Raw genomic sequence first — 21,842 nt, 5'->3', positions numbered from 1 at the left:
TGCTGTCCACGCCAGCCACTGTTTTGGCCGAGATCAGGGTCACACCGGTGTCGGTGTAGCCGCTGGAGCGTTTGCCGTCTTTGGCATATTGCACCCCTGCGGCCACACCCAGTGCGGCCATTTTCAGTGGGTATTGCTGGCTGGTGGCGGTGATGATGCCTTTGGCCGTGTCTTTGATGCCTTGGCAGCCACCGTCCACCGACACGATCAACACACCTTTTTCTTTGCCAGCCTTCTTCAGCGCGTTGTAAGCACCAGCGGCGGCCGGTTCATTGATGGTGTAGACCACATTGATGTCAGGGTTCTTTTGCAGGCAGTTTTCCATGGCGGTTTGGCCTTTGGCCTGGTTGCCATCGGTGTCGCCGGCGCACACGGTCTCAGCCGTGCTGGAGAGTTCGTTGGACTTGGCATCATTGGCTTTCAGGCCAAAACCAGTCATGAAGCCGTTGTGGCGCTGCGCCCCCACCGGGTGGCCAGGGAACAGGTCAAGCATGGCAATCTTGGCAGGCTTGTTGCCCAGCGCGGCTTTGGCATATTGGCCAATCAGCACACCGGCCTTGTAGTTGTCGGTGGCAAACAGGGCGTCAGCACCTTCAAAAGGGCTGTCCAGCGCGATGACTTGCACACCTTTGGCCTGGATTTTTTTCACAGTGGGGTTGATGGCATCGCCGCTGGCGGTGATCAAAATGGTTTTGGCACCGGCCGCCGTCATATTTTCCAGGGCGGCAATTTGGGCCGCAGTGTCGCCGTCTTTTTTGCCTGAGGCCGTCATCAGCTTGACGCCGAGCTTTTTGGCTTCGGCTTGTGCGCCTTCTTTCATTTTGACGAAGAAGGGGTTGGTCTCGGTTTTGGTGATCAAGCCAATCACCGGTTGGTCGGCGGCAAATGCGGTGCCGCAGGCCAGGGTCAAACTGCTGAGCATCAGGGTGGTAGAAAGTTTCATTGAAAAGCTCCTCGTTGTGTTGCCCGGTGGGGCGGGTGGGGTAATTACGCTTGTTGCATCGGCGTGGCTGAACTATAGTGGCAGAATAGTTACTAAATCAAGTTGTTTTAGTTATGGAAAACCCTAACATGATGCAAATAAATTCTTCTGTTCAAGTGGCCACCGCGGGCGAGGCGTTGATCGACTTCATCGCCCACCCTGATGGGCGTTTTGAGCCCTGTTTGGGCGGTGCGGTGTACAACCTGACGCGTGCGCTGGCGCGCCAAGGGGTGAGCACGGCTTACCTTAACCCGCTCTCACGTGACCGCTTTGGCCGCCAGCTTGCAGCCATGTTGCAGCAAGACGGCGTGCAGTTGGCGCAGCCCGAGCCGGTGCTGCCAGTGACCTCGCTGGCGGTGGTCAACGTCAACGACCAAGGCCACCCAGACTACGCGTTTTACCGTGAAGGCGTGGCCGACCGTGCCACCAGTGCAGCAGCGCTGACGCAGGTCTGCCAAAACTTTGAAACTCTCAGCCTGGTCTGCACCGGTGCGCTGGCACTGGCGCCCGATGATGCCGACACTTACTTGCCTTGGCTGGCCGCGCAGCGCCAAGCCGGGCGCACGGTGGTGGTTGATGCCAACTTGCGCCCCTCGGTGATGCCCAACCTGGATCAATACCGCCGCCATGTGCTGACGATCTTGCAATATGCCGATGTCATCAAAGTCAGTGATGAAGATTTAGCCAGCTTGGCCATTCCCGGCGCAGACGCCTTTGCCCAGGCCGCCCGGTTGTTGCAAAACAGCCGGGCCAATGTGCTGGCGCTCACGCTGGGTGCGCACGGCTCCGCGTTGCTGACCCGCAGTGGCCAGGTGTTTCGGGCGCGTGAGCTGGCGCCCCTGGCGGTGGTAGACACCGTGGGTGCTGGCGACTGCTTTTTGGCCGGGCTGGTAGTGGCCATGCTGGCACATCAGCTGACTGCAGATTGGGGCGCGACTGATGTGGCCCAGCCACTGGCGCAAGACGTGCTGGGCAGCGCCGTGGCCAGTGCCAGCTTGTGCGTGTTGCAGCGTGGCTGTGTGCCGCCCACGCGCAGCCAGGTGCAAGATCGCATGGCAACGGTGGCGCAGTCGTTTGAGGCGCTGTGAGCCCAGGTGCAGCGGTTTGGCCAGGTAGAAAAATGCCACCTAATTTTTAAGCAAAATTGGCCTCTAGCGCTTATATTCATTGCGTGAGCAGCTATTTAATTTAAACATCCATGACAACACCTGAATTGCCTGAATTATCTGTGCTGCCTGAGTTGTGCCGCCAGCGCGTGCGCCATCTGCTGGCCAGCGGTGGGCGCAAAATTTTGGCCTTGGTGGCGCCGCCCGGCGCGGGCAAATCGACCTTGGCGCAGACCTTGCTCAGCCACTTCGGTGGCGTGCTACAAGTGGTGCCGATGGATGGTTTCCATTTGGCCAACAGTGAGCTGTTGCGCTTGGGTCGGCGCGGTCGCAAAGGCGCGCCAGACACCTTTGATGCAGCGGGTTATGTCAACCTGCTTGCGCGCCTCAAAGCCCAGCAACCCGGTGACGCGGCGGTCTATGCGCCAGAGTTCCGCCGCGACCTTGAAGAAGCCGTGGCCGGTGCCATAGCCGTGCACGCCCAGACCCCGCTGATCGTGACCGAGGGCAACTACCTGCTTTTAGAAGATGCGCCTTGGGCGCAAGTGCGCACTTTGGTGGACGAATGCTGGTACCTGGACGTGCCCCCAGCACTGCGCCAAGCCCGGCTGCTGGCGCGCCACAGGCAGTTTGGCCGCACGCACGAGGCAGCTTTGGCCTGGATGGAACAGACCGATGAGCCCAATGCAGCGCGCATTGCCCAAACCCGCCAGCGTGCAGATCGGTTTGTGCCATGGATATGAACCTTGGCATCTCTATCGGCTTGTGACTTCACCCCTTCCCCCACTGGGGGAAGGCTGGGATGGGGGCTGGCTTGAGCCCACAAGCATCACTGGCACACCTGCGCAGCTGCCCCCACCCCAACCCTCCCCCAGCGGGGGAGGGGGCAAGACCGGGCGCATTTGTTTGGGGGCGCCTGGCTTAAGAGCGCCTGGCTTAAGTGCTGCGGTTTCTGGCCAGCGGCGGGTTCTTGGAAAAATAGCGCTCTATGCCGCGCATCAGCGCGTCGGCCAAGCGGTCTAAAAAGGCGTCGCTGTTGAGTTTGGCTTCTTCTTCGGGGTTGCTGATGAACGCGGCTTCAACCAGCACGCTGGGAATGTCGGGGGCTTTGAGTACGGCAAAACCGGCTTGCTCCACGCGCGGTTTGTGCAGCTTGCCAACCCGGCCAATCTCTCCCAACATGGCGCTGCCCAGTTGCAGGCTGTCTTTGATCTGGGCGGTGGTGCTCATGTCGAGCAGGGCGCGTTTGACTTGCAGGTCTTTGGCTTTGACGTTGAGGCCACCAATTTCATCGGCCTTGTTTTCCTTGGCCGCCATCCAACGTGCTGCCGTGCTGGAGGCGCCGCCTTGGCTCAAGGCAAACACGCTCGCGCCCTGCGGGTTGGGGGTGAAAAACGCGTCGGCATGCAGGCTGATGAACAGGTCAGCCTGCACCTGGCGCGCTTTGTCAACCCGCACCCGCAGGGGCACAAAGTAGTCGGCATCGCGCGTCAGAAAAGCGCGCATGGCGTTGCCGTTGACCGAGGCACCGTTGATGCGCGCGCGCATGCGGTGCGCCAGCTTGAGCACCACATCTTTTTCGCGTGTGCCGCCGGGTCCAACGGCACCGGGGTCTTCGCCACCGTGGCCGGCATCCAGCGCAATGATGATCAGCCGGTCGGTGGCTTGCGGGGTCGGGGCTGACATGAAAGCACCTGGTGAATGTTTCAAGCCTTTTTGACCTGCAGCGCTTGTATTGCCTGCGCTGGTAGCTACTGAAGTTGTAGTGTTGGCGGGTGAAGAAGGTGCTGCCGCAGGCGCGGTGCTGGCGGCTTGTGCCATCCATGCATCCAAGGCATCCACTGCCGGGGGCGCTGGCTTGGACGGTGTGGGGGCTGCGGGGGTGGCCTCTTTCAGGCGCTCGGCAATCAAGGTCTCCAGCGGGTCAGCCAGTTGGGTAGGGTAAAGGTCAAACACCAGCCGGTGCTGGTAAGCCGCCACCGGCGGCAAGGTGAACACCTGCGGGCTGATGGCCTGCTTCAAGTCCACCACCAAGCGCACCACACCGGGGCCAAACTGCCCGACCCGAATGCCGTTGATGGTGGGGTCGGTCGGGCCGACTTTGGCCACCAGCTCTTTCAGCGCTGGGCTCAAGTCAATGCCGCGCACATCCACCGCCAAGCGGGGCGGGTTGGGCACAAAGGTTTGGCTGAAAGTGAGCTGTGTGTCGGACTCAATGGTGACGCGCGAATAGTCAGCCGCTGGCCACACCCGCACCGCCACAATGCTGGCACCCCGCGCCAGCTGGGCCTGACCCAGCAGCAGCACCAGGGCACCTTGTTCGATGAAGCTACGCCGTTTCACGCTGTCCTTACCGTGGTGGCCTGCGCCTGGGTAGAAAAAAGATTTTTAGGCAAAATAGGGCTGTAGCGCTCGTCATCATTGCGTGAACTGCTCTCAAATTCTTTGAGCAATACACCCCCGTGGGGGGTTTGGGCAGTGAGTTGAAGCTGGCGCTGGTCCGCGTCAAGCACGCTCAGTGCCAGCACCCAATCGGCTTGCGGCACACAGCCTGCAGCCTTGTCCGGCCACTCGGCAAGTTTCAGGCCGGGGCTGGCAAAGATGTCCCGAAAGCCGGCGTCTTCCCACTCACGCGGGTCGGCAAAGCGGTAAAAGTCAAAGTGCCAGAGGTTCCAACCCGGCAGTTCATAGGGCTCAACCACCGCATAGGTAGGGCTTTTGATGCGCCCTTGCACGCCCAAGGCACGCAGCAGATGCCGCACCAGCGTGGTTTTGCCTGCGCCCAACTCACCTTGCAGCTCAATGTAGGCGCTCTTTAAGCCCGGCAGTGCGGCCAGCTGCGTGGCAAAGCGCTGGCACGCGGCCTCATCAGGCCAGTGCAGGGTTTTTACAATGGGCAGGTGAACATCAGTACCAAACAGGTCAGTGGCAGTCAATGGGTCTCTCGCATTCAAGCGTGGGGGCAGGCATTGGGATTTTCTCAAATTGGCATCAGCGGGGTGGATTTGAGCGCGGCAGAACCCGGATTATCCGCGTGGCTGACGGCCGGTTTTCATGGTGACATGCATTACATGGCAGCGCATGGTTTGAAGCGTGCCCGCCCAGCCGAGCTGATGCCTGGCACGGTGAGCGTGATCACTGCGCGCATGGATTATCTGCCCGCCGCCACCGCGCCAGATTGGCCGCAGCGTGAGCTGGCGCGGCTTCACCACCCGACCGAGGCCATTGTGTCGGTCTACGCCCGTGGCCGCGACTACCACAAGGTGCTGCGCGCGCGCCTGCAAAAACTCAGCGACCGCATGGCTGCTGAACTCGCGCCGCTGGGTTATCGCGTATTCACCGACTCGGCTCCGGTGCTGGAGGCTGAGCTGGCTAGCCGCAGTGGCCAGGGCTGGCGCGGCAAACACACGCTGCTGCTCAGCCGCACGGCGGGGTCGATGTTTTTTTTGGGGGAAATTTATGTGGATCTGGCCTTGCCCGCCACAGCGCCGGTGTCTGCACACTGCGGCCGCTGCCAAGCCTGCATCGATGTTTGCCCGACCCAGGCCATCATTGCGCCGCACCAGCTCGATGCGCGGCGCTGCATTTCTTACTTGACCATTGAGCATGTCGGTGCCATTCCCATGGCGTTGCGCCCGTTGCTGGGCAACCGCATTTACGGCTGTGACGACTGTCAGCTGGTCTGCCCTTGGAACAAATACGCCCAAACCAGCCGCCTGCCAGACTTTGATGCGCGTGCCGGCTTGGTCGGTGCGCCCTTGGTGGCGCTGTTTGCCTGGACGGAAGAAGAATTTTTGCGCTTGACCGAAGGCAGCCCAATCCGCCGCATTGGCCATGAGCGCTGGCTGCGCAACCTGGCGGTGGCGCTGGGCAATGCGCTGGCGCTGGCGCCGGTGGCTGAACAACCCGCCTTGCGCACTGCCCTGGCCACCCGCCTGACCCACCCCAGTGCCTTGGTGCGCGAGCATGTGACCTGGGCGTTGACCCAATGACGGAGGAACAAAGATGAAATGGCAAACCAGCCGATATGACATAGACCTGACCCAGCCCAAAGTGATGGGCATTGTGAACGTGACCCCCGACTCGTTCTCAGACGGTGGCGCGCACGGCAGTGCAACCCAGGCCTTGGCGCACTGCGAGCAATTGCTCAAAGACGGCGCAGACATGCTCGACATTGGTGGCGAGTCTTCTCGCCCAGGCGCTGTGCCGGTCAGCTTGGCCGACGAGCTGGCGCGGGTGCTGCCGGTGGTGCGTGCGGCGGTCACGCTGGGGGTGCCGATTTCTGTCGACACCTACAAGCCGCAAGTGATGCAAGCTGTGCTGGACTTGGGTGCCGACATCATCAACGACATTTGGGCGCTGCGCTGGCAACACCCGGGCGAGCCGCAGACCGGGGCGAAGGTGGTGGCTGCGCACGGCCGCTGCGGTGTGTGTTTGATGCACATGCACCGCGACCCGCAAACCATGCAGGTGCAGCCCATGCAGGGCGACGTGGTATCACAAGTGCAATGCTTTTTAGAGCGCTCTGCGCTTGATTTACAAGGGCTAGGGGTTGAAAAGGCCAGAATTTTGCTTGACCCAGGCATTGGTTTTGGCAAAACCGTGGCACAAAACTTTGCCTTGCTCGCGCGCCAAGCCGAATTGCTGCAATTGGGTTACCCCCTGCTGGCAGGTTGGTCGCGCAAGTCTTCTTTGGCCGGCATGGCCGTGCACGCCGACCAAGGCGAGGTGCTGTCGGCGCAGCAACGCGCCGTGCCCAGTGTAGCGGCGGCCTTGCTGGCGGCAGAGCGGGGTGCTGCGGTGCTGCGCGTGCATGACGTGAAAGAGACGGTGCAAGCCCTGCGCGTGCTGGCCGCCATACGATAATTTCGTCAGTACTGACGCAAAATTCACTCACATTCAAGGGAAATCACCACATGACAAGACAATTTTTTGGCACCGATGGCATTCGTGGCACGGTCGGGCAGGCACCTATCACGGCCGACTTTGTGCTCAAACTGGCGCACGCCGTGGGGCGCGTGCTCAAGCGCACGGAGGCCAAACCCACGGTCTTGATTGGCAAAGACACCCGCATTTCAGGCTACATGCTGGAAAGCGCACTAGAGAGCGGCTTTAACTCTGCCGGTGTGGACGTGGTGCTGCTGGGGCCGCTGCCCACGCCTGGGGTGGCTTACCTGACACGGGCGCAGCGGGCTTCGCTGGGGGTGGTGATCAGCGCCAGCCACAACCCGTTTGAAGACAACGGCATCAAATTTTTCAGCGCCCAAGGCACCAAGCTGCCCGATGTGTGGGAGCGCGATGTGGAAGCCGTGCTGCAAGAAGCCCCGGTGTGGGTGGACTCAGCCAACCTGGGCAAATCTCGCCGCTTGGACGATGCCGCTGGGCGCTACATTGAATTTTGCAAAAGCACGTTTGCCAACAACCTCACCCTCAAAGGCCTGCGCATTGTGGTGGATGCTGCCAACGGCGCGGCCTACCAGATTGCGCCCAAAGTGTTTCACGAGCTGGGCGCTGAGGTGATTGCCATTGGCTGCGCGCCAGACGGCCTGAACATCAATAAAGGCGTGGGTGCCACCCACCCCGCGGCCTTGATCGAGGCGGTGAAAGCGCACCGTGCCGACCTGGGCGTGGCACTGGACGGCGATGCTGACCGCTTGCAACTGGTCGACGCCAAAGGCCGCTTGTTCAATGGCGACGAGGTGCTGTACCTGATGGTGGACGACCGTTTGCGCCGTGGCGAAGCGGTGCCGGGTGTGGTGGGCACGCTGATGACCAACATGGCGGTTGAATTGGCGCTCAAAGCCCGTGGCGTGCCCCTGGTGCGCGCCAAAGTGGGTGATCGCTATGTGCTTGAAGAACTTGAAAAAAACCAATGGCTGCTGGGCGGCGAGGGCTCTGGCCACTTGCTGGCACTGGACAAGCACACCACCGGCGACGGCTTGATTTCGGCCTTGCAAGTGTTGCAAACGGTGGTGCGCAGTGGCCAAGCGCTGGCAGATTTGCTCAAATACGTGGTGCTGTTTCCACAAACGCTGATCAACATCCGTTTGCAGCCGGGGCAAGACTGGCGCGCCAGCCCACAATTGGCTGAAGAAACGCAAGCCGTAGAGGCCGAGCTGGGGCAAACCGGCCGGGTGCTGATTCGTGCCAGTGGCACCGAGCCGCTGGTGCGGGTGATGGTGGAGGCGCGTGACCCGGTGCAAGCCCGAGCCTGCGCCCAGCGCATTGCCCAAACCATCAGCGCCTGAAGTGATGACCACGCTTCAAACTTTGCGGGTGTGCCAGGCAGACTATGCCAACCCCAGCCACATGGCCGCGCTGATTGACTTGCTCGACGGCTACGCCCGCGATCCGATGGGCGGCGGCGAGCCGCTGTCTGACTTTGCCCGCAGCCATTTGCCGCAAGCGCTGGCCAGCCGCCCCCAGATGTTCAGCGTGCTGGCGTTTGACGACGCCCTGACTGGCCAGGCAGTGGGTTTGGTCAACTGTGTAGAAGGTTTTTCGACCTTCGCCTGCAAGCCGTTGGTGAATGTGCACGATGTGGCGGTGGCTGCCAGTCACCGCGGCCGTGGGGTGGGGGCGCAAATGCTCAAGCTGGTGGTGCAACTGGCCCAGGCGCGTGGTGCTTGCAAGCTGACACTGGAAGTGCTCTCAGGCAACGCTCCGGCGCGCAAGCTTTATGAGCGCTTGGGGTTCGAGAACTACCAGCTTGACCCGGCCATGGGCAATGCCCTTTTTATGCACAAGTGGCTGGGCTAAGGGGTCAAGCGAAAATAACTTGGACAGTTCGGCCGCGCTGACAAGCACAATGCGTTGTTGCAACCCGCTGGTGTAGCCAGCTACACCGCGCGGCTTGCGCCTAGCCTTGCACTTGCCAGCACAACCTCCTTTGTCCAACTTATTTTCGCTAGACCCCTATCTGCCTAAAATCATGTCATGAATTGGCTTAAAAAACTCCTTGGCTATCAGCGCACACCCTACGGTTTTGAGGTGCGACTGCTGCGCATGATGCCCAGCGTGCTGCTGGCTGGCGTGGCGTTGCCGGCAGCGGTGGCTGGGCTGGCCAGAGTGGTGTTCAACCAAGGCACTGTGGATGAGATTGCCCACAACATCCAGACCTTCGACTTTGTCATGCTGGGGCTGGCCATTTTCATCTGGACTGCGGCGCTGACGGTGGCCATTGGCTGCATCATTGTCTGGCTGATGAAGGGGCCAGCCTATGTGGCTGATGCCTATGAGGTGTCGCACAGCGACAAGCCCAAGTCGTAAATTTCTTCGCCCTAAAGAATGACCAACGACCAGGGTGTTTTTTCCCAAGCCAGGCTTTCTTCGTTGAGCAAATAGGCTGATTGTGGGTAGGCTTTGACCCACTCTGGCGCACACTTCAGGGTGAAACTGCGGCGGTTTTTGGGGTCTTGGCACAGCGAGATGCCTTGCAAATGGGGGTCGCGCCGGGCGTGGCACAGGGCGACTGCCAAGCGCAACACCAACAGCTGTTGAATGAACATGTCATCGTCAAAGTTGGCTTCGAGCTTGCGCAATTTGCCGCGATGCCCCAACACCAGCAAGCTGAGTTTGTGGAGCTCGGTCACGGCAAAACCCATGACATCGGCGTTGTCCAAAATATAGGCACCATGTTTGTGGCTCTCGTTGTGAGAGATGTGCCCCCCAATTTCATGCAGCTGCGCGGCCCAGGTCAATTTGCGGCTGATGCGCTCGTCGACCGCGCCCGAGGCGATTTGTTTGAAAAGATGGTTGGCGGTTTGGCCTACGCGCAGGCCGTGGGCGGGTTCTGCGCCAAACTTGGCCGCCAGGCGTGCCACGGAATGGTCGCGTAAATCGGTGTGTTGCTGGCCGTTGCCCAGCATGTCTTGCAGCAAGCCGTGACGCAGACCACCGCTGGCTTGCACCAGTTGCTTGATGCCGAGCAGGTCAAACAGGGCGCGCAGCACGCTCAGGCCGCCGCCAATGATGGGTTTGCGGTCGTCGCGCATGCCGGGCAGCTTCAGCCGGTCAATGGTTTGCGCTGCCAGCAGTTTGTCTTGCAGCCAGTCCAAACCTTCAAGGCTGACCGAGCCCGCGGGCCAGCCTGCCGCCACCAGCACATCCACCACCGCGTTGACCGTGCCGGCCGAGCCGTAAGCTACGTCCCACTGGTTGCGTGGGTACAACGTGAAAGCTTCGTCCAGCACTGCTTTGGCCGCAATTTCTGCCATTTGAAAGGCGCGCTTGGAAAACTGGTTGTCTGAAAAATAGCGCATTGACCAGGCCACACTGCCGACCCGGTAAGACTCCATGTGTTTGGACACCCGGCCTTGCCCCAAAATGATCTCGGTGGAGCGCCCACCAATATCAATCACCAGGCGGCGCTCGGGGGTGTCGGGCAGGGCTTGGGCGACACCTTGGTAGATCAGCCGGGCTTCTTCTCGACCGGCAATCACATCAATGGGGAAACCCAGTTTTTGCATGCCTGGGCCTAAAAAATCTTCACGGTTGCGGGCTTCGCGCAAAGTTTGCGTCGCCACTGCACGCACTTCATCCTCAGTGAACCCTGCCAAGCGCTCGCCAAAGCGTGCCAAACAGTCCCAGCCGCGTTGCATGGCAGCAAAGGTGAGGTTGCGGTTTTCATCTAGGCCATTGCCTTGACGCACGGTTTCTTTGAGGTACTCGGTGCGGTAAAACTGGCCGTGTTCAATGCGTCCGATTTCAAGCCGAAAGCTGTTGGAACCCAGGTCAACAGCGGCCAGGCGGTTGGTTTTGATGGAAGGTTTTGAAAATTCTGTCATGGGTGTCAGCATAGCATTTCAGCTGCACTGCAGCGACTGGAAACAGTGGCAACCAGTGCAATTTGATGAATCGGGTTAAAGGCACGGGTGTGTCACAAAGTTGTCATATGAATGTCTTAAATTACGATTTGTCGAATCAATAACGGTTCCACATCGTTACCAACCAAAGGATTTTTATGAAGACAAACCCAATTAAAACCATTTTGGCAACCACTGCGTTGGCTTTTTTAGGCGCAGCGCCCTTGAGCAGCTTGGCACAGGTCGTCAAGATTGATGGCTCCAGCACAGTATTCCCCATCACCGAAGGCATAGCCGAAGATTTTCAAAAAGCCAACAAGGGCTACAAAGTTACCGTGGGTGTGTCTGGCACGGGTGGTGGTTTCAAGAAGTTTTGCCGCGATGAAACCGATATTTCTGATGCATCTCGCCCCATCACCGCCAAAGAAATGGAAGCTTGCAAGGCTGCAGGCGTGGAATATTTCGAGCTGCCGGTGGCATTTGATGCCCTGACCGTGGTCATCAACCCCAAAAACACATGGCTCAAAGAAGCCACTGTGGCTGAATTGAAAGCCATTTGGGAACCTGCTTCTCAAGGCAAAGTGTTGCGTTGGAACCAAGTCAACCCCAAGTGGCCAGATCAACCCATGAAGTTGTTTGGCGCAGGCTCTGACTCTGGGACGTTTGAGTATTTCACCGAAGCCATTGTGGGCAAAGCCAAGTCTAGCCGTGGTGACTTTACTGCCTCTGAGGACGACAACGTCTTGGTGCAAGGTGTGGCGGGTGATGTGAATGCCATGGGCTATTTTGGCTATGCGTATTACGCTGAAAACACATCTAAGTTGAAAGCATTGCCCGTGATTGCCGCGCCCGGCAAACCAGCTGTGGCACCCAGTGCCAAAGCAGTTGAAGACGGTTCATACCAGCCTTTGGCACGTCCGATTTTCATTTACGTCAAGGCCAAATCGTTGGAAAAACCTGAAGTCAAGAAGTTTGTGGACTTCTACATGGAAAACGGCGCCAAGATGGCCAATGAAGTGAAGTACGTGGGTTTGCCCGCTGGCATTTACAAGGCTAATTTGAAACACATGGCTGAAGGCAAAAAAGGCACTGTGTTTGGTGGCAAAAATGAAGTCGGCGTCAGCATTGAAGAATTGGTCAAACGCGAAGCCAAAAACTGATCGGTTAAGTTAAAAAAACAAAGGCGGCGCGTGTGTGAACATCACCTATGCGCCGCCTAGCTGCACCTAAAAGTGACACATCAAGATGAGGCAAAACCTACAATGACAGCCGTACTTACTTCCAGAGATGTCGTGATGGATAAGGAAATTAGATTAACTGGCGCTGCCCGCTTGGCCGAGTTGGCCAAAATCAAGCAGGCCAGAAAACGCAAAGACCAGTTGGTTGAGTTGATTTTGTTGTTTGCCGCAAGCGTGTCGGTCTTTACCACGCTAGGCATCATGTATGTGTTGATCAGTGAGTCGGTGGTTTTTTTCCAGCATGTGCCGTTCAAAGATTTTTTGTTTGATTCACAGTGGACACCGCTGTTTGACGATGCGCATTTTGGGATTTCGGTGTTGCTTGCTGGAACATTGTCAAGCTCCCTGGTGGCGCTGGTGATTGCCATTCCCTTGGGCACGGTGATCGCTATCTACTTGTCTGAGTTCGCAGAGCATCGGATTCGCGAAGTTTTGAAGCCTGTTTTGGAGCTGCTCTCAGGGGTACCTACCATCATTTATGGCTACTTTGCGCTGCTGTTCATCACGCCGTTGATTCAAAAAATTTACCCTGACCTGCCGACTTTCAATATTTTGTCTGCCGGGTTGGTGATGGGCATCATGATCATTCCCTATGTGTCGTCTTTGTCTGAAGATGCCATGCGCACGGTGCCCATGAGTTTGCGCGAAGGGTCTTATGCCATGGGTGCCACGCGGTTCCAGACCGCAATGCGGGTGGTGGTACCAGCCTCTGTTTCAGGCATTGCTTCTGCCTACATTTTGGGCGTGTCCCGTGCCGTGGGTGAAACCATGATTTTGGCTGTGGCTGCGGGCATGCAACCCAATTTAACGCTCAACCCGCTTGAGCCAGCCGCCACGGTGACATCTTACATTGTGCAGGTGGCGCTGGGCGACTTGCCACACGGCAGCATTGGCTACCAAACCATTTTTGCAGCGGGTTTGACGCTCTTGGTCATCACGCTGTTGTTTAACCTGCTGGGGCATTGGATGCGCCGCAAATACCGGGAGGCTTATTGATGAGTACGCAACGGACACGCTCTGACGAGCTGCGCGCCATCATCAAATCACACAAGCGTTGGGATTTGATGTTTGGACTGGTGGGTATGCTTGCCATCGCACTCGCCATATTGACACTGGCGGCCTTGTTCAGCCAAATGGTGATCGAAGGTGCACCCCGCATCACGACTGAATTTTTCACCAACTTTCCGTCTCGTAGAGCCGGGCAAGCGGGCATTTTGTCAGCGTGGGTGGGTTCCTTTTTTGTCATGCTGGTGACGGCCTTGTTTGCTATCCCAGTAGGCATTGCCAGCGCCATTTATTTGGAAGAATATGCGCGCAAAAACTGGTTCACGGATGTGATCGAGATCAATATCAGCAACCTGGCGGGCGTGCCCTCTATTGTTTACGGTCTGTTGGCCTTGGGCTTGTTTGTCTACACCTTTGGCTTAGGGCAAAGTATTTTGTCCGCAGGTTTGACGTTGGGTTTGTTGATTTTGCCGATTGTGATTGTGACCACGCGTGAGGCGTTGCGGTCTATTCCGCAAGTGATTCGCGAAGGTGCTTATGCCTGTGGCGCCACCAAGTGGCAGGTGGTCAGTGACCATTTGCTGCCCTACAGTACCCCTGGCATTTTGACGGGTGTGATCATCGGCTTGTCACGCGCCATTGGTGAGACTGCGCCCATCATCACCATTGGGGCGCTTACTTTCATTGCATTTTTGCCTCCGGTGCCGGGGGTTGAGGGCGCCGGCATGTTCGATTGGCTTTTTTCGCCCTTCACCGTCATGCCGATCCAAATTTTTAACTGGACCTCGCGCCCAGACCCCGCGTTTCAGGCCAATGCGGCAGCGGCCAGCCTGGTGCTGGTGGTGTTGACGCTGGGAATGAACGCCCTGGCCATTTGGCTACGCTTTCGCTTGCGCAAAAACATCAAGTGGTAACCCTTTCAAACTGAGCTTTACAACATGCCATCAACCATCACATACCCAGATCAACCGCCCGTGCTGAAAGCCGAGTCTAAAAACCTTGACTTTTACTACGGTGATTTCAAGGCGCTCAAAGGTGTCTCGATGCCGGTTTATGAAAATCGTGTCACGGCGCTGATTGGCCCCAGCGGTTGTGGCAAGTCCACCTACCTGCGCTGCTTTAACCGCATGCATGATCTTTACCCTGGCCACCGTTACGACGGCAAGATTGAGCTTCACCCTGATGATGTCAACATTCTGGACGCCTCGGTTGACCCGATTGAGGTTCGCATGCGCATCTCGATGGTGTTTCAGAAACCCAATCCGTTTCCAAAATCAATTTTCGAAAACGTGGCGTATGGTTTGCGCGTGCGTGGCGAAAAGTCTACGACCTACATTGAGGACAAGGTCGAAGCCGCACTCAAGGGCTCGGCCATTTGGAACGAGGTGAAAGACCGCATGTCTGAGCCAGCCACCAATTTGTCGGGTGGGCAGCAGCAGCGCTTGTGCATTGCCAGGTCATTGGCCACAGACCCCGAAATCATTTTGTTTGATGAGCCTACGTCAGCGCTTGACCCGATTGCCACGGGCAGCATTGAAGAGCTGATCACTGAAATCAAAGACAAGGTCACGATTTTGATCGTGACCCACAACATGCAGCAGGCGGCGCGCGTGTCTGATTTTGTGGCTTATATGTATTTGGGTGAAATGGTGGAGTACGGTGCCACCAATGATATTTTCATGAAGCCCAAGCGCCAGGAAACTGAAGACTACATTACTGGCCGATTCGGTTAATAAAAAGGATTTGATATGAGTGAAAAACACCTCTCCAGCCAATTCGACACCGAACTCGGCTCAGTTTCGACCCGCGTCATGGAAATGGGCGGTTTGGTGGAGTCGCAAATTCGCCAGGCCGTCTACGCACTGTCTCAGTTCAGTGTGGAAGCTGCCAATGAAGTGACGGCCACAGAGCGCAAAGTCAACACCATGGAGGTGGACATTGACCGTGATCTCTCCAGCATCATTGCTCGGCGTCAACCCACCGCGCGCGATTTGCGACTGTTGATTGCCATCTCTAAAACCACTGCCAACTTGGAGCGGGTGGGTGACGAGGCTGCCAAAATTGCGCGCATGGTGCGATCCATCATTCAAAGTGGTGATTTGCGTTCTTTGCCTGCCACTGAGCTGCGTGTGGCGGCTGATTTGGCCTCTGGACTGCTTAGAAAAGCGTTGGACGCTTTTGCCCGTTTGGACACGGCCACGGCATTGTCCATCTTGAAAGAAGACGACCTGATTGACCAGGAATTTGACGGCTTTGTGCGCAAACTCATCACTTACATGATGGAAGACCCGCGCATGATTTCGCCCAGTCTGGACTTGCTGTTTTTGGCCAAAGCCCTGGAGCGCATCGGTGACCATGCCAAAAACATTGCTGAGCTGATCATCTACATTGTCAAAGGTGCAGATGTCCGGCACAGTTCATTGGATGAAATTGAGTCAGCGCTGAAATGAGACGTGTGCCTGTGGTGCTGGTTGTGGAGGATGAACCCGCCATTGCCGAGCTGATTTCTGTCAATCTCAAGCACAGTGGTTTTCGCCCGGTGTGGGCTATGGATGCTGCCACAGCGCAGGCAGAGCTGGATTCTGCTGTCCCTGATGTGGTGTTGCTGGACTGGATGTTGCCAGGTGAGAGTGGTTTGACCTTGGCCAAACGCTGGCGTGCCCACCCGCGCACCAAGTCTGTGCCTATCATCATGCTCACAGCGCGTGGTGATGAGGTTGACCGTGTCGCGGGTTTGGATGCGGGTGCTGACGATTACATTGCCAAGCCCTTTTCAACCAAAGAACTGCTGGCGCGCATTCGGGCGGTTTTGCGCCGCCGTGCCCCTGAGCAAGATGCAGGGGCGGTCAAAGTGGGGGATTTGACACTTGATACCAGCACGTACCGCGTCACATTTGCTGAAGAAGCGTTAAAACTCGGTCCCACTGAATTCAAGTTATTGCATTACCTGATGACGCATGCCGAGCGCGTGCAAAGCAGAGCACAGTTGCTCGACAAAGTGTGGGGTGACCATGTGTACATTGAAGAGCGTACCGTGGATGTGCATGTGAAACGCCTGCGCGAGGCCATGGGCGCCGCGGGGGCGATGGTTGACACTGTGCGGGGCGCGGGTTACCGCCTGACGCTTCAAACTGCGCCGCAAAAGCAAGCGGCCGTTTAACTGCGCCTGCCAAAGTGAATGCTTAGCCGTTTTGTTCAGTTGTCGGTTTTTTTGCTGGCAGGTTTGCTTGTTGGGCTTGGGGTGGGTCATTACTGGCCTGGCTCGGAGGCTGTCGAAGCGGCTCTGGGGATGGCTGCTTTGCTCTGGTTTGTGCTTGATGGTTTGGCGTTGGTCAAGTTTCAGCAATGGCTGCGGCTGGACTCATCAGCTGCTGTCGGTGTGCGAGTTGGGCTATGGGGCGATCTCACGACCCGCATTCAAAAAATGCTGCGCGAGCGGGAGCGCAAATCTCAAAACAATAAAAATCGGTTGCAAGACTTTTTGTCTGCGTTGCAGGTTTCCCCCAACGGGGTCATGTTGCTAGATGGCGAGGCGCGCATTGAGTGGTGCAACCAAACCGCGGCTGCACATTTTGGCTTGGATGTAGAGCGTGACTTGCAGCAAACCGTGGGTAATTTGGTTCGTGCGCCCGAGTTTGCCGCTTACCTGGCGCGTGGTGACTATCAAAAAGAGTTGACCATGGCAGGGCGTGACAGTTTGCCCTCCAGACCTGTGACCCTGTCTGTGCAACTTCATCCCTATGGCAAAGGGCGCAAATTGCTGCTGTCGCGCGACATCACTGCGCTAGAGCAAGCCGAGGCCATGCGCCGTGATTTTGTGGCCAATGTGTCTCACGAAATTAGAACGCCGCTGACCGTGCTTGGCGGTTTTGTCGAGACCCTGCAAACCCTGCAGCTTGATGAAGCTGAGCGCCAGCAGTATCTGACGCTGATGGCACAACAAGCACTGCGCATGCAAACCCTTGTCAGCGACTTGCTCACGCTCTCGAAACTTGAAGGCAGTGCATTGCCGGGTTTGGAACTGCGGGTGTCTGTGCCTAGATTGATGCAGCAGCTTGAGTCTGATGCCCGCTCTTTGTCTCAAGTGATGGGGGAGACGCCGCAGACCGATCATCACTTTGAATTTGAGTCTACTTTCAACGGTGATTTGCTGGGTGTGGCCAGTGAGTTGCACAGTGCCTTAGGTAATTTGATCAGCAATGCCGTGCGCTACACCCCAGTGGAGGGGCACATCAAAGTGTGCTTGCAACGGTTACCAGACGGGCGTTTGGAATTTTCTGTGGCAGACAGCGGGCCTGGCATTGCACCCGAACACATAGGTCGCTTGACAGAACGGTTTTACCGCGTAGACCGCAGTCGATCACGCGAAACTGGTGGAACGGGTTTGGGCTTGGCCATTGTCAAACATGTCGCGCAGCGCCATGGAGCAACTTTGAGCATCGAAAGCGTGGTTGGGAAGGGGTCTAAATTCAGTTTGACTTTTCCCGCTTTTCGGGTGGTGTAACACCTGGGGTTTGTGCCAACGTGGGCAGCGCTTTATACAACCCCAAACTGTCTTTGCGTTCAGCCGGGTGACGCAACTTTTGTTGAAGTTGCCAGTTCATTGACCATTCGGTGTCATCAGACATGGGCATCAGGTTCAGGTTGGCTATCAGCCAGGTGCAGCGCGTGTTGGCTTGCCAAGTCACCAGCTTCAGATCACTGTGAAACTCAAACGCTGCGATCTGGCTGCGTGAAAGCCCCAACATGCTCACGCAACCTGGGGTGGTTGGCAAATTTTGGGTCACTTGCCGCACCAGGGGCTCATAGCTGCGGGCAAAGTTCAGCAAAGGCAGCCACAGTGTCATCAGCAACAGCCAGCTCAGTGCCGAGCCTCCTGCGGGCAACACCAAACTTTTCCAAATCGCAGCGGGGTGTCTGCCTACACGCCATTTCACCAATCCAACCCAAGCCAGACTTGCTGCGACAGCTATCAAAAATGAAAGATAGGAAAAGCTGTGCACAAAGCCCGGTGCCAGTCTTGCCACATTGGCAGCAGGCTGAGCTGGCACACCTGTTTGAAGCGAAAACCAGACCACCCAAATCACCAGTGCACAACCAGAGAAAAAGATCAGGGTCAGCCAGTCAATCAAGGCGCCCACACTGCGCCCCAAAGTGGGTAGTGCAAACGCTGCCAGCGCTGCCAGTGCCGGCAGTGCCAACAACAGCGAGCGATCAGCCGCCGATGTGGTGAGTGTGGCCACACTGGCCACTGCCACAAACCCGATAGGCAACCAGAGGTGCATGCCAGCCATGCGCGTGCTGAGCCACTGACGACGCCAGCGCCACAGCGTCCACACCGCCAGCGGCCATGCAGGCCAGGTGAACCACAGAAAAAGCCGCCCCAGACTTTGCCATTCCGTCCAGCTGGCTTGCGGCAAGTCAATGCGCCAGCGCCACAGATGCAACTGTGTGGCCAGCAGGGCGGTGGCCAACGTCATGATCAGCAGCCCGGCGGCGCGGCGGCGGGTATGAAAAGGGGAGGCATCGGGTGCCAAGGGCGCCCGCATGTACAAGGCCGCCGTTCCCAGCCCCAGTACTGCAGCCAAGCTGGGTGCACCTGAAAGCGACAAGCCGAGCAGTGCCAAGCCGGCGCTGACTCCTGGCATCCACAGCCGGTAAGGCAGTGCCGCGCCTGCGTAAAAAAAACAGGCGCTGAAACACAGCTGAGCCAGAGCAGGGGTGGTTTCATGACCCAGTTGCGCCAACCCTAAGCAGGCAATGAAGGCCAGCACAGCACCGTCGGCAATGGCTCTGGCGTAGTCGGTGGGATTGGCTTCGCCACCAAAGGCAAAGGCCACTGGCTGAGCTGCGGGGTTGCGTGCCAAATGGTAAGTGCCATACCAGGTGGCGACCATTGACAACAGCAGCAGCAGCATGAACGGCAAGCGTGCCGCCAAGTCTGGTGCCACCCAGGCTGGGGCCAACTGCATGCTCCAGGCGCCCAGCCAGTAGGGCAGCAGGGCGTCGACCTCTGGCACCAGTCCGCCCAACGTCGGGTTCATCCAAGCAGCGTGACCCTGAGCCAAGGCAGCCATGTAACCAAAAGAGGTGATGTCATCTGACTTCCAGGGCACGCGCCCAATGAAGCCAGGCAACACATACGCCAGGCAAAACAACAGCAAAGCCAGACGTGGCAAGCGTTTGACAGCCTTTTGGCCAACGATGGCAGGGGTGGGTTGATTCACAACAAATCGAAACGAAAGGATGAGATTGAGGAAGCGTGCCAAAGAAAAAGGCAGCGCGGGCTAACCCGGCTGCCTTTGACAGGGTGCTTAGACGCGCTTACTTGGCAGCAGTTTTGCCAAAACGGTTGCGGAAGCGCTCCACACGGCCACCCATGTTGTCCACAGATTTTTGTGTGCCGGTGTAGAAAGGATGAGATTCGCTGGAGGTATCCAACTTGAAGAGGGGCAGTTCACGGCCATCTTCCATTTTGATCATTTCCTTGGCGTTGGCACAAGAACGGGTCACGAATTTGAAACCATTGGACGAGTCCAGGAAACAAACTTCGCGGTAATTGGGGTGAATGCCTTCTTTCATGTGTTCTCCATCAGTTGCGTTAGCCGCGCCAGCCCTTGCACAACCCATTGCGCAATTCAAAGCTGCTCGTACTTTTCGCTAAAAACCGTGCATTATAAGGGTGTCTCCACCACTAGAATGCCAGCCTATGTCTTACCTAGTGCTTGCCCGCAAATACCGTCCCCGCAATTTCACCGAAATGGTGGGGCAAGACCACGTGGTGCAAGCCCTGACGAATGCGCTCACCACCCAGCGCTTGCATCACGCCTACCTGTTCACCGGCACGCGGGGTGTGGGCAAAACCACTGTCTCGCGTATTTTGGCCAAATCGCTCAACTGCCAGGGTCTCGATGGCACAGGTGGCATCACCGCCACCCCTTGCGGTGTGTGCCAGGCCTGCACCGACATTGATAGCGGCCGGTTTGTTGATTACACCGAGCTCGATGCTGCCTCAAACCGTGGTGTCGACGAAGTGCAAGCCTTGCTGGAGCAGGCTGTTTATAAGCCGGTGCAAGGGCGCTTCAAGGTGTTCATGATTGACGAAGTGCACATGCTCACCAACACCGCTTTCAACGCCATGCTCAAAACGCTGGAGGAACCGCCTGAGTATCTGAAATTTGTCCTGGCCACCACCGACCCGCAAAAAGTCCCGGTGACCGTGCTGTCGCGCTGTTTACAGTTCAATTTGCGCCCCATGGCACCCGACACCATCCGCGAGCATTTGCACAAAGTGCTGGCCATTGAAAATGTCAGCGCTGATGTGCCCTCGCTGCGCTTGCTCGCGCGTGCCGCACGCGGCTCCATGCGCGATGCCTTGAGCTTGACCGACCAAGCCATTGCGTTTGGCTCGGGGGTGTTGGCTGAACAACTGGTGCGCCAGATGCTGGGCAGTGTGGATCGCAGTTATGTTTTTCGGCTGCTGCAGGCGCTGGCGCATGGGGATGGCAAAACCGTGGTTGAAACCTCTGAAGCCCTGCGCACGCATGGCTTGAGCGCGGCATCTACCCTTGAAGAAATGAGTGCCGTGCTGCAACGCATGGCCGTGTTGCAAGCTGTGCCGGGCTTGGCGGTGGATGATGACGACCCCGAAGCCGCAGACATAGCCCAGTTGGCCGCGCTGATGCCCGCTGATGAAACCCAGTTGCTCTACAGCATTTGCCTGCACGGGCGCTCCGAGCTGGGCTTGGCACCAGACGAATATGCCGCGCTGACCATGGTGCTGCTGCGTTTGCTGGCCTTCAAGCCCAACGCGCAGTCAGACCTACAGGAAAAAAAAACACTGAAATTGGGTGCTAGCGCAGCGCCTGAAGCAGCTCATAGGCTGCCACCGGCCGAACACCAAGCTCCGCCTCAGCCAGCGCAGCCCCAGTCAGCTCAGTTAGCCAGCCCAACCCAGTCAGGTCAAGCAGAGCGGGTTCATCCCCAACCGCAGGCAATGGCTTCCACGGCACCCGCACCTAGAGCCATGCCAGCCGGTCAGCGCTTGCCTGTGCATGAGATGCATCCAGGCGTATCGCCTGCTGATCGGGCACCGTCAAGTGCTTCAACCGAGCCAGCTCAGGTGGTTGAGAAATATATAAAAAATCAGCCTCTAGACCATGTAGATAATGCGCTAACAGCTACAAATATTGAAGCAATTCAGGTGCATGAGAGGCCAGTGTCAAGTCGTGATGTGCCGCCGGTGCGGGTACCCAACACCTTGGCTGTGAGCCCAGAGGGCGATTTTTGGTCAGACACCGTGAAGTCGCTCATTGACAGCGAGGCCATCACCGCCATGGTGCGTGAACTGGCCTTGCAAGCCCAATTGGTGGCGCGTGACGCTGATCAATGGCTGCTGCGCGTGGAGCGCGAGTCGCTCAATCAGCCAGGTAGCCGGGAGCGCTTGGCAGCGGCACTGGCAACGGCGGGTTTTCCCGTCAAGCTGGTTATCGAGGTCGGGCGCATCACCGACAGCCCCGCCAAGCGGCAGGCAGCTGCCGCCGAAGCGGCTCAACTGGTGGCAGAAAAAATCGTTTTTGATGACCCCCTGGTGCAAACCTTGATGCGGGATTTTGGGGCGAAAATTGTCCCCGGTAGTATCAAATCTGTTGCCGTTGCGGTTTGAATTGATCTTTTTGCACCCACCGCGTTGATGGTTGCGCACAAA

21 protein-coding genes are annotated in these 21,842 nt (G+C 57.6%); 15 read left to right on the top strand and 6 right to left on the bottom strand.

Annotation, left to right across the window (positions count from 1 at the left end):
• Positions 1–943, bottom strand: a 943-nt coding sequence (locus PHT20_RS05785) for a sugar ABC transporter substrate-binding protein (protein ID WP_301019799.1), incomplete at its 3' end; no start/stop codon positions are given.
• Positions 944–1,074: 131 nt separating this feature from the next.
• On the opposite strand from PHT20_RS05785, the gene PHT20_RS05780 reads away from it, so the two are divergent.
• Entirely contained in the window at positions 1,075–2,070 is a 996-nt protein-coding gene (locus tag PHT20_RS05780) for a PfkB family carbohydrate kinase (protein ID WP_301019804.1), read from the top strand.
• A gap of 110 nt (positions 2,071–2,180) precedes the next feature.
• Entirely contained in the window at positions 2,181–2,831 is a 651-nt protein-coding gene (locus PHT20_RS05775; RefSeq protein ID WP_301019798.1) for a nucleoside/nucleotide kinase family protein, read from the top strand.
• 193 nt (positions 2,832–3,024) lie between these two features.
• Here PHT20_RS05775 and PHT20_RS05770 read toward each other — a convergent pair whose 3' ends face one another.
• Both PHT20_RS05770 and tsaE read right to left on the bottom strand, forming a co-directional pair.
• Positions 3,025–4,431 (bottom strand): N-acetylmuramoyl-L-alanine amidase, encoded by a 1,407-nt coding sequence (locus PHT20_RS05770; RefSeq protein ID WP_301019797.1) that lies wholly within the window; start codon positions 4,429–4,431, stop codon positions 3,025–3,027.
• On the bottom strand, positions 4,428–4,988 hold the full coding sequence (gene tsaE / locus PHT20_RS05765) for a tRNA (adenosine(37)-N6)-threonylcarbamoyltransferase complex ATPase subunit type 1 TsaE (protein ID WP_301019803.1): 561 nt from the start codon (positions 4,986–4,988) through the stop codon (positions 4,428–4,430). The genes PHT20_RS05770 and tsaE overlap by 4 nt, the downstream gene beginning before the upstream one ends.
• Before the next feature lie 48 nt (positions 4,989–5,036).
• Here tsaE and queG point away from each other — a divergent pair, with 48 nt between their 5' ends.
• From queG to PHT20_RS05740, 5 genes are all read left to right on the top strand, one after another.
• Positions 5,037–6,080 (top strand): tRNA epoxyqueuosine(34) reductase QueG, encoded by a 1,044-nt coding sequence (queG, locus tag PHT20_RS05760; RefSeq protein WP_301019802.1) that lies wholly within the window; start codon positions 5,037–5,039, stop codon positions 6,078–6,080.
• Positions 6,081–6,093: 13 nt separating this feature from the next.
• On the top strand, positions 6,094–6,954 hold the full coding sequence (folP, locus tag PHT20_RS05755; RefSeq protein ID WP_300082632.1) for a dihydropteroate synthase: 861 nt from the start codon (positions 6,094–6,096) through the stop codon (positions 6,952–6,954).
• Positions 6,955–7,004: 50 nt separating this feature from the next.
• A complete protein-coding gene (glmM, locus tag PHT20_RS05750) occupies positions 7,005–8,336 on the top strand; it encodes a phosphoglucosamine mutase (protein WP_301019796.1) in 1,332 nt (443 codons plus the stop codon).
• A gap of 4 nt (positions 8,337–8,340) precedes the next feature.
• Positions 8,341–8,847, top strand: a complete 507-nt coding sequence (locus PHT20_RS05745) for a GNAT family N-acetyltransferase (RefSeq protein WP_300082638.1) — start codon at positions 8,341–8,343, stop codon at positions 8,845–8,847.
• A 177-nt stretch (positions 8,848–9,024) separates the two neighbouring features.
• Entirely contained in the window at positions 9,025–9,357 is a 333-nt protein-coding gene (locus PHT20_RS05740) for a hypothetical protein (RefSeq protein ID WP_301019795.1), read from the top strand.
• Positions 9,358–9,368: 11 nt separating this feature from the next.
• On the opposite strand, the gene PHT20_RS05735 is transcribed toward PHT20_RS05740, so the two are convergent.
• Positions 9,369–10,874 carry a Ppx/GppA phosphatase family protein gene (locus PHT20_RS05735; RefSeq protein WP_300082644.1) on the bottom strand — a complete coding sequence of 502 codons (1,506 nt, stop codon included), beginning with the start codon at positions 10,872–10,874 and terminating at the stop codon, positions 9,369–9,371.
• Between the two features lie 176 nt (positions 10,875–11,050).
• Between PHT20_RS05735 and PHT20_RS05730 the strand changes: the two genes are divergently transcribed.
• The 7 genes from PHT20_RS05730 to phoR all read left to right on the top strand — a co-directional run bounded on the left by PHT20_RS05730 (position 11,051) and on the right by phoR (position 17,639).
• On the top strand, positions 11,051–12,052 hold the full coding sequence (locus PHT20_RS05730; protein WP_300082646.1) for a PstS family phosphate ABC transporter substrate-binding protein: 1,002 nt from the start codon (positions 11,051–11,053) through the stop codon (positions 12,050–12,052).
• A 102-nt stretch (positions 12,053–12,154) separates the two neighbouring features.
• Positions 12,155–13,126 (top strand): phosphate ABC transporter permease subunit PstC, encoded by a 972-nt coding sequence (gene pstC, locus PHT20_RS05725; protein WP_301019794.1) that lies wholly within the window; start codon positions 12,155–12,157, stop codon positions 13,124–13,126.
• Positions 13,126–14,049, top strand: a complete 924-nt coding sequence (gene pstA, locus PHT20_RS05720) for a phosphate ABC transporter permease PstA (RefSeq protein ID WP_300082652.1) — start codon at positions 13,126–13,128, stop codon at positions 14,047–14,049. Before pstC ends, pstA begins: the two co-directional genes overlap by 1 nt.
• A 24-nt stretch (positions 14,050–14,073) precedes the next feature.
• A complete protein-coding gene (gene pstB, locus PHT20_RS05715; protein ID WP_301019793.1) occupies positions 14,074–14,868 on the top strand; it encodes a phosphate ABC transporter ATP-binding protein PstB in 795 nt (264 codons plus the stop codon).
• A gap of 15 nt (positions 14,869–14,883) precedes the next feature.
• Complete coding sequence (gene phoU, locus PHT20_RS05710; protein WP_301019792.1) at positions 14,884–15,585, top strand: phosphate signaling complex protein PhoU; 702 nt, start codon at positions 14,884–14,886, stop codon at positions 15,583–15,585.
• Positions 15,582–16,295, top strand: a complete 714-nt coding sequence (phoB, locus tag PHT20_RS05705; protein ID WP_301019791.1) for a phosphate regulon transcriptional regulator PhoB — start codon at positions 15,582–15,584, stop codon at positions 16,293–16,295. The genes phoU and phoB overlap by 4 nt, the downstream gene beginning before the upstream one ends.
• An 18-nt stretch (positions 16,296–16,313) precedes the next feature.
• Positions 16,314–17,639, top strand: a complete 1,326-nt coding sequence (gene phoR / locus PHT20_RS05700) for a phosphate regulon sensor histidine kinase PhoR (RefSeq protein ID WP_301019790.1) — start codon at positions 16,314–16,316, stop codon at positions 17,637–17,639.
• On the opposite strand, the gene PHT20_RS05695 is transcribed toward phoR, so the two are convergent.
• Complete coding sequence (locus PHT20_RS05695) at positions 17,605–19,362, bottom strand: hypothetical protein (protein WP_301019789.1); 1,758 nt, start codon at positions 19,360–19,362, stop codon at positions 17,605–17,607. The two genes, phoR and PHT20_RS05695, sit on opposite strands and share 35 nt — an antisense overlap.
• 97 nt (positions 19,363–19,459) lie before the next feature.
• Complete coding sequence (locus PHT20_RS05690) at positions 19,460–19,717, bottom strand: type B 50S ribosomal protein L31 (RefSeq protein ID WP_300088519.1); 258 nt, start codon at positions 19,715–19,717, stop codon at positions 19,460–19,462.
• Between the two features lie 127 nt (positions 19,718–19,844).
• Between PHT20_RS05690 and dnaX the strand changes: the two genes are divergently transcribed.
• Positions 19,845–21,800, top strand: a complete 1,956-nt coding sequence (gene dnaX / locus PHT20_RS05685) for a DNA polymerase III subunit gamma/tau (RefSeq protein ID WP_301019788.1) — start codon at positions 19,845–19,847, stop codon at positions 21,798–21,800.
• The last annotated feature ends 42 nt before the right edge of the window (positions 21,801–21,842 follow it).

Origin of the sequence: Rhodoferax sp. (assembly GCF_028715765.1) — a bacterium.
Taxonomy (GTDB): domain Bacteria; phylum Pseudomonadota; class Gammaproteobacteria; order Burkholderiales; family Burkholderiaceae_C; genus Rhodoferax.
This window is presented reverse-complemented; position numbering and strand designations above follow the sequence as displayed.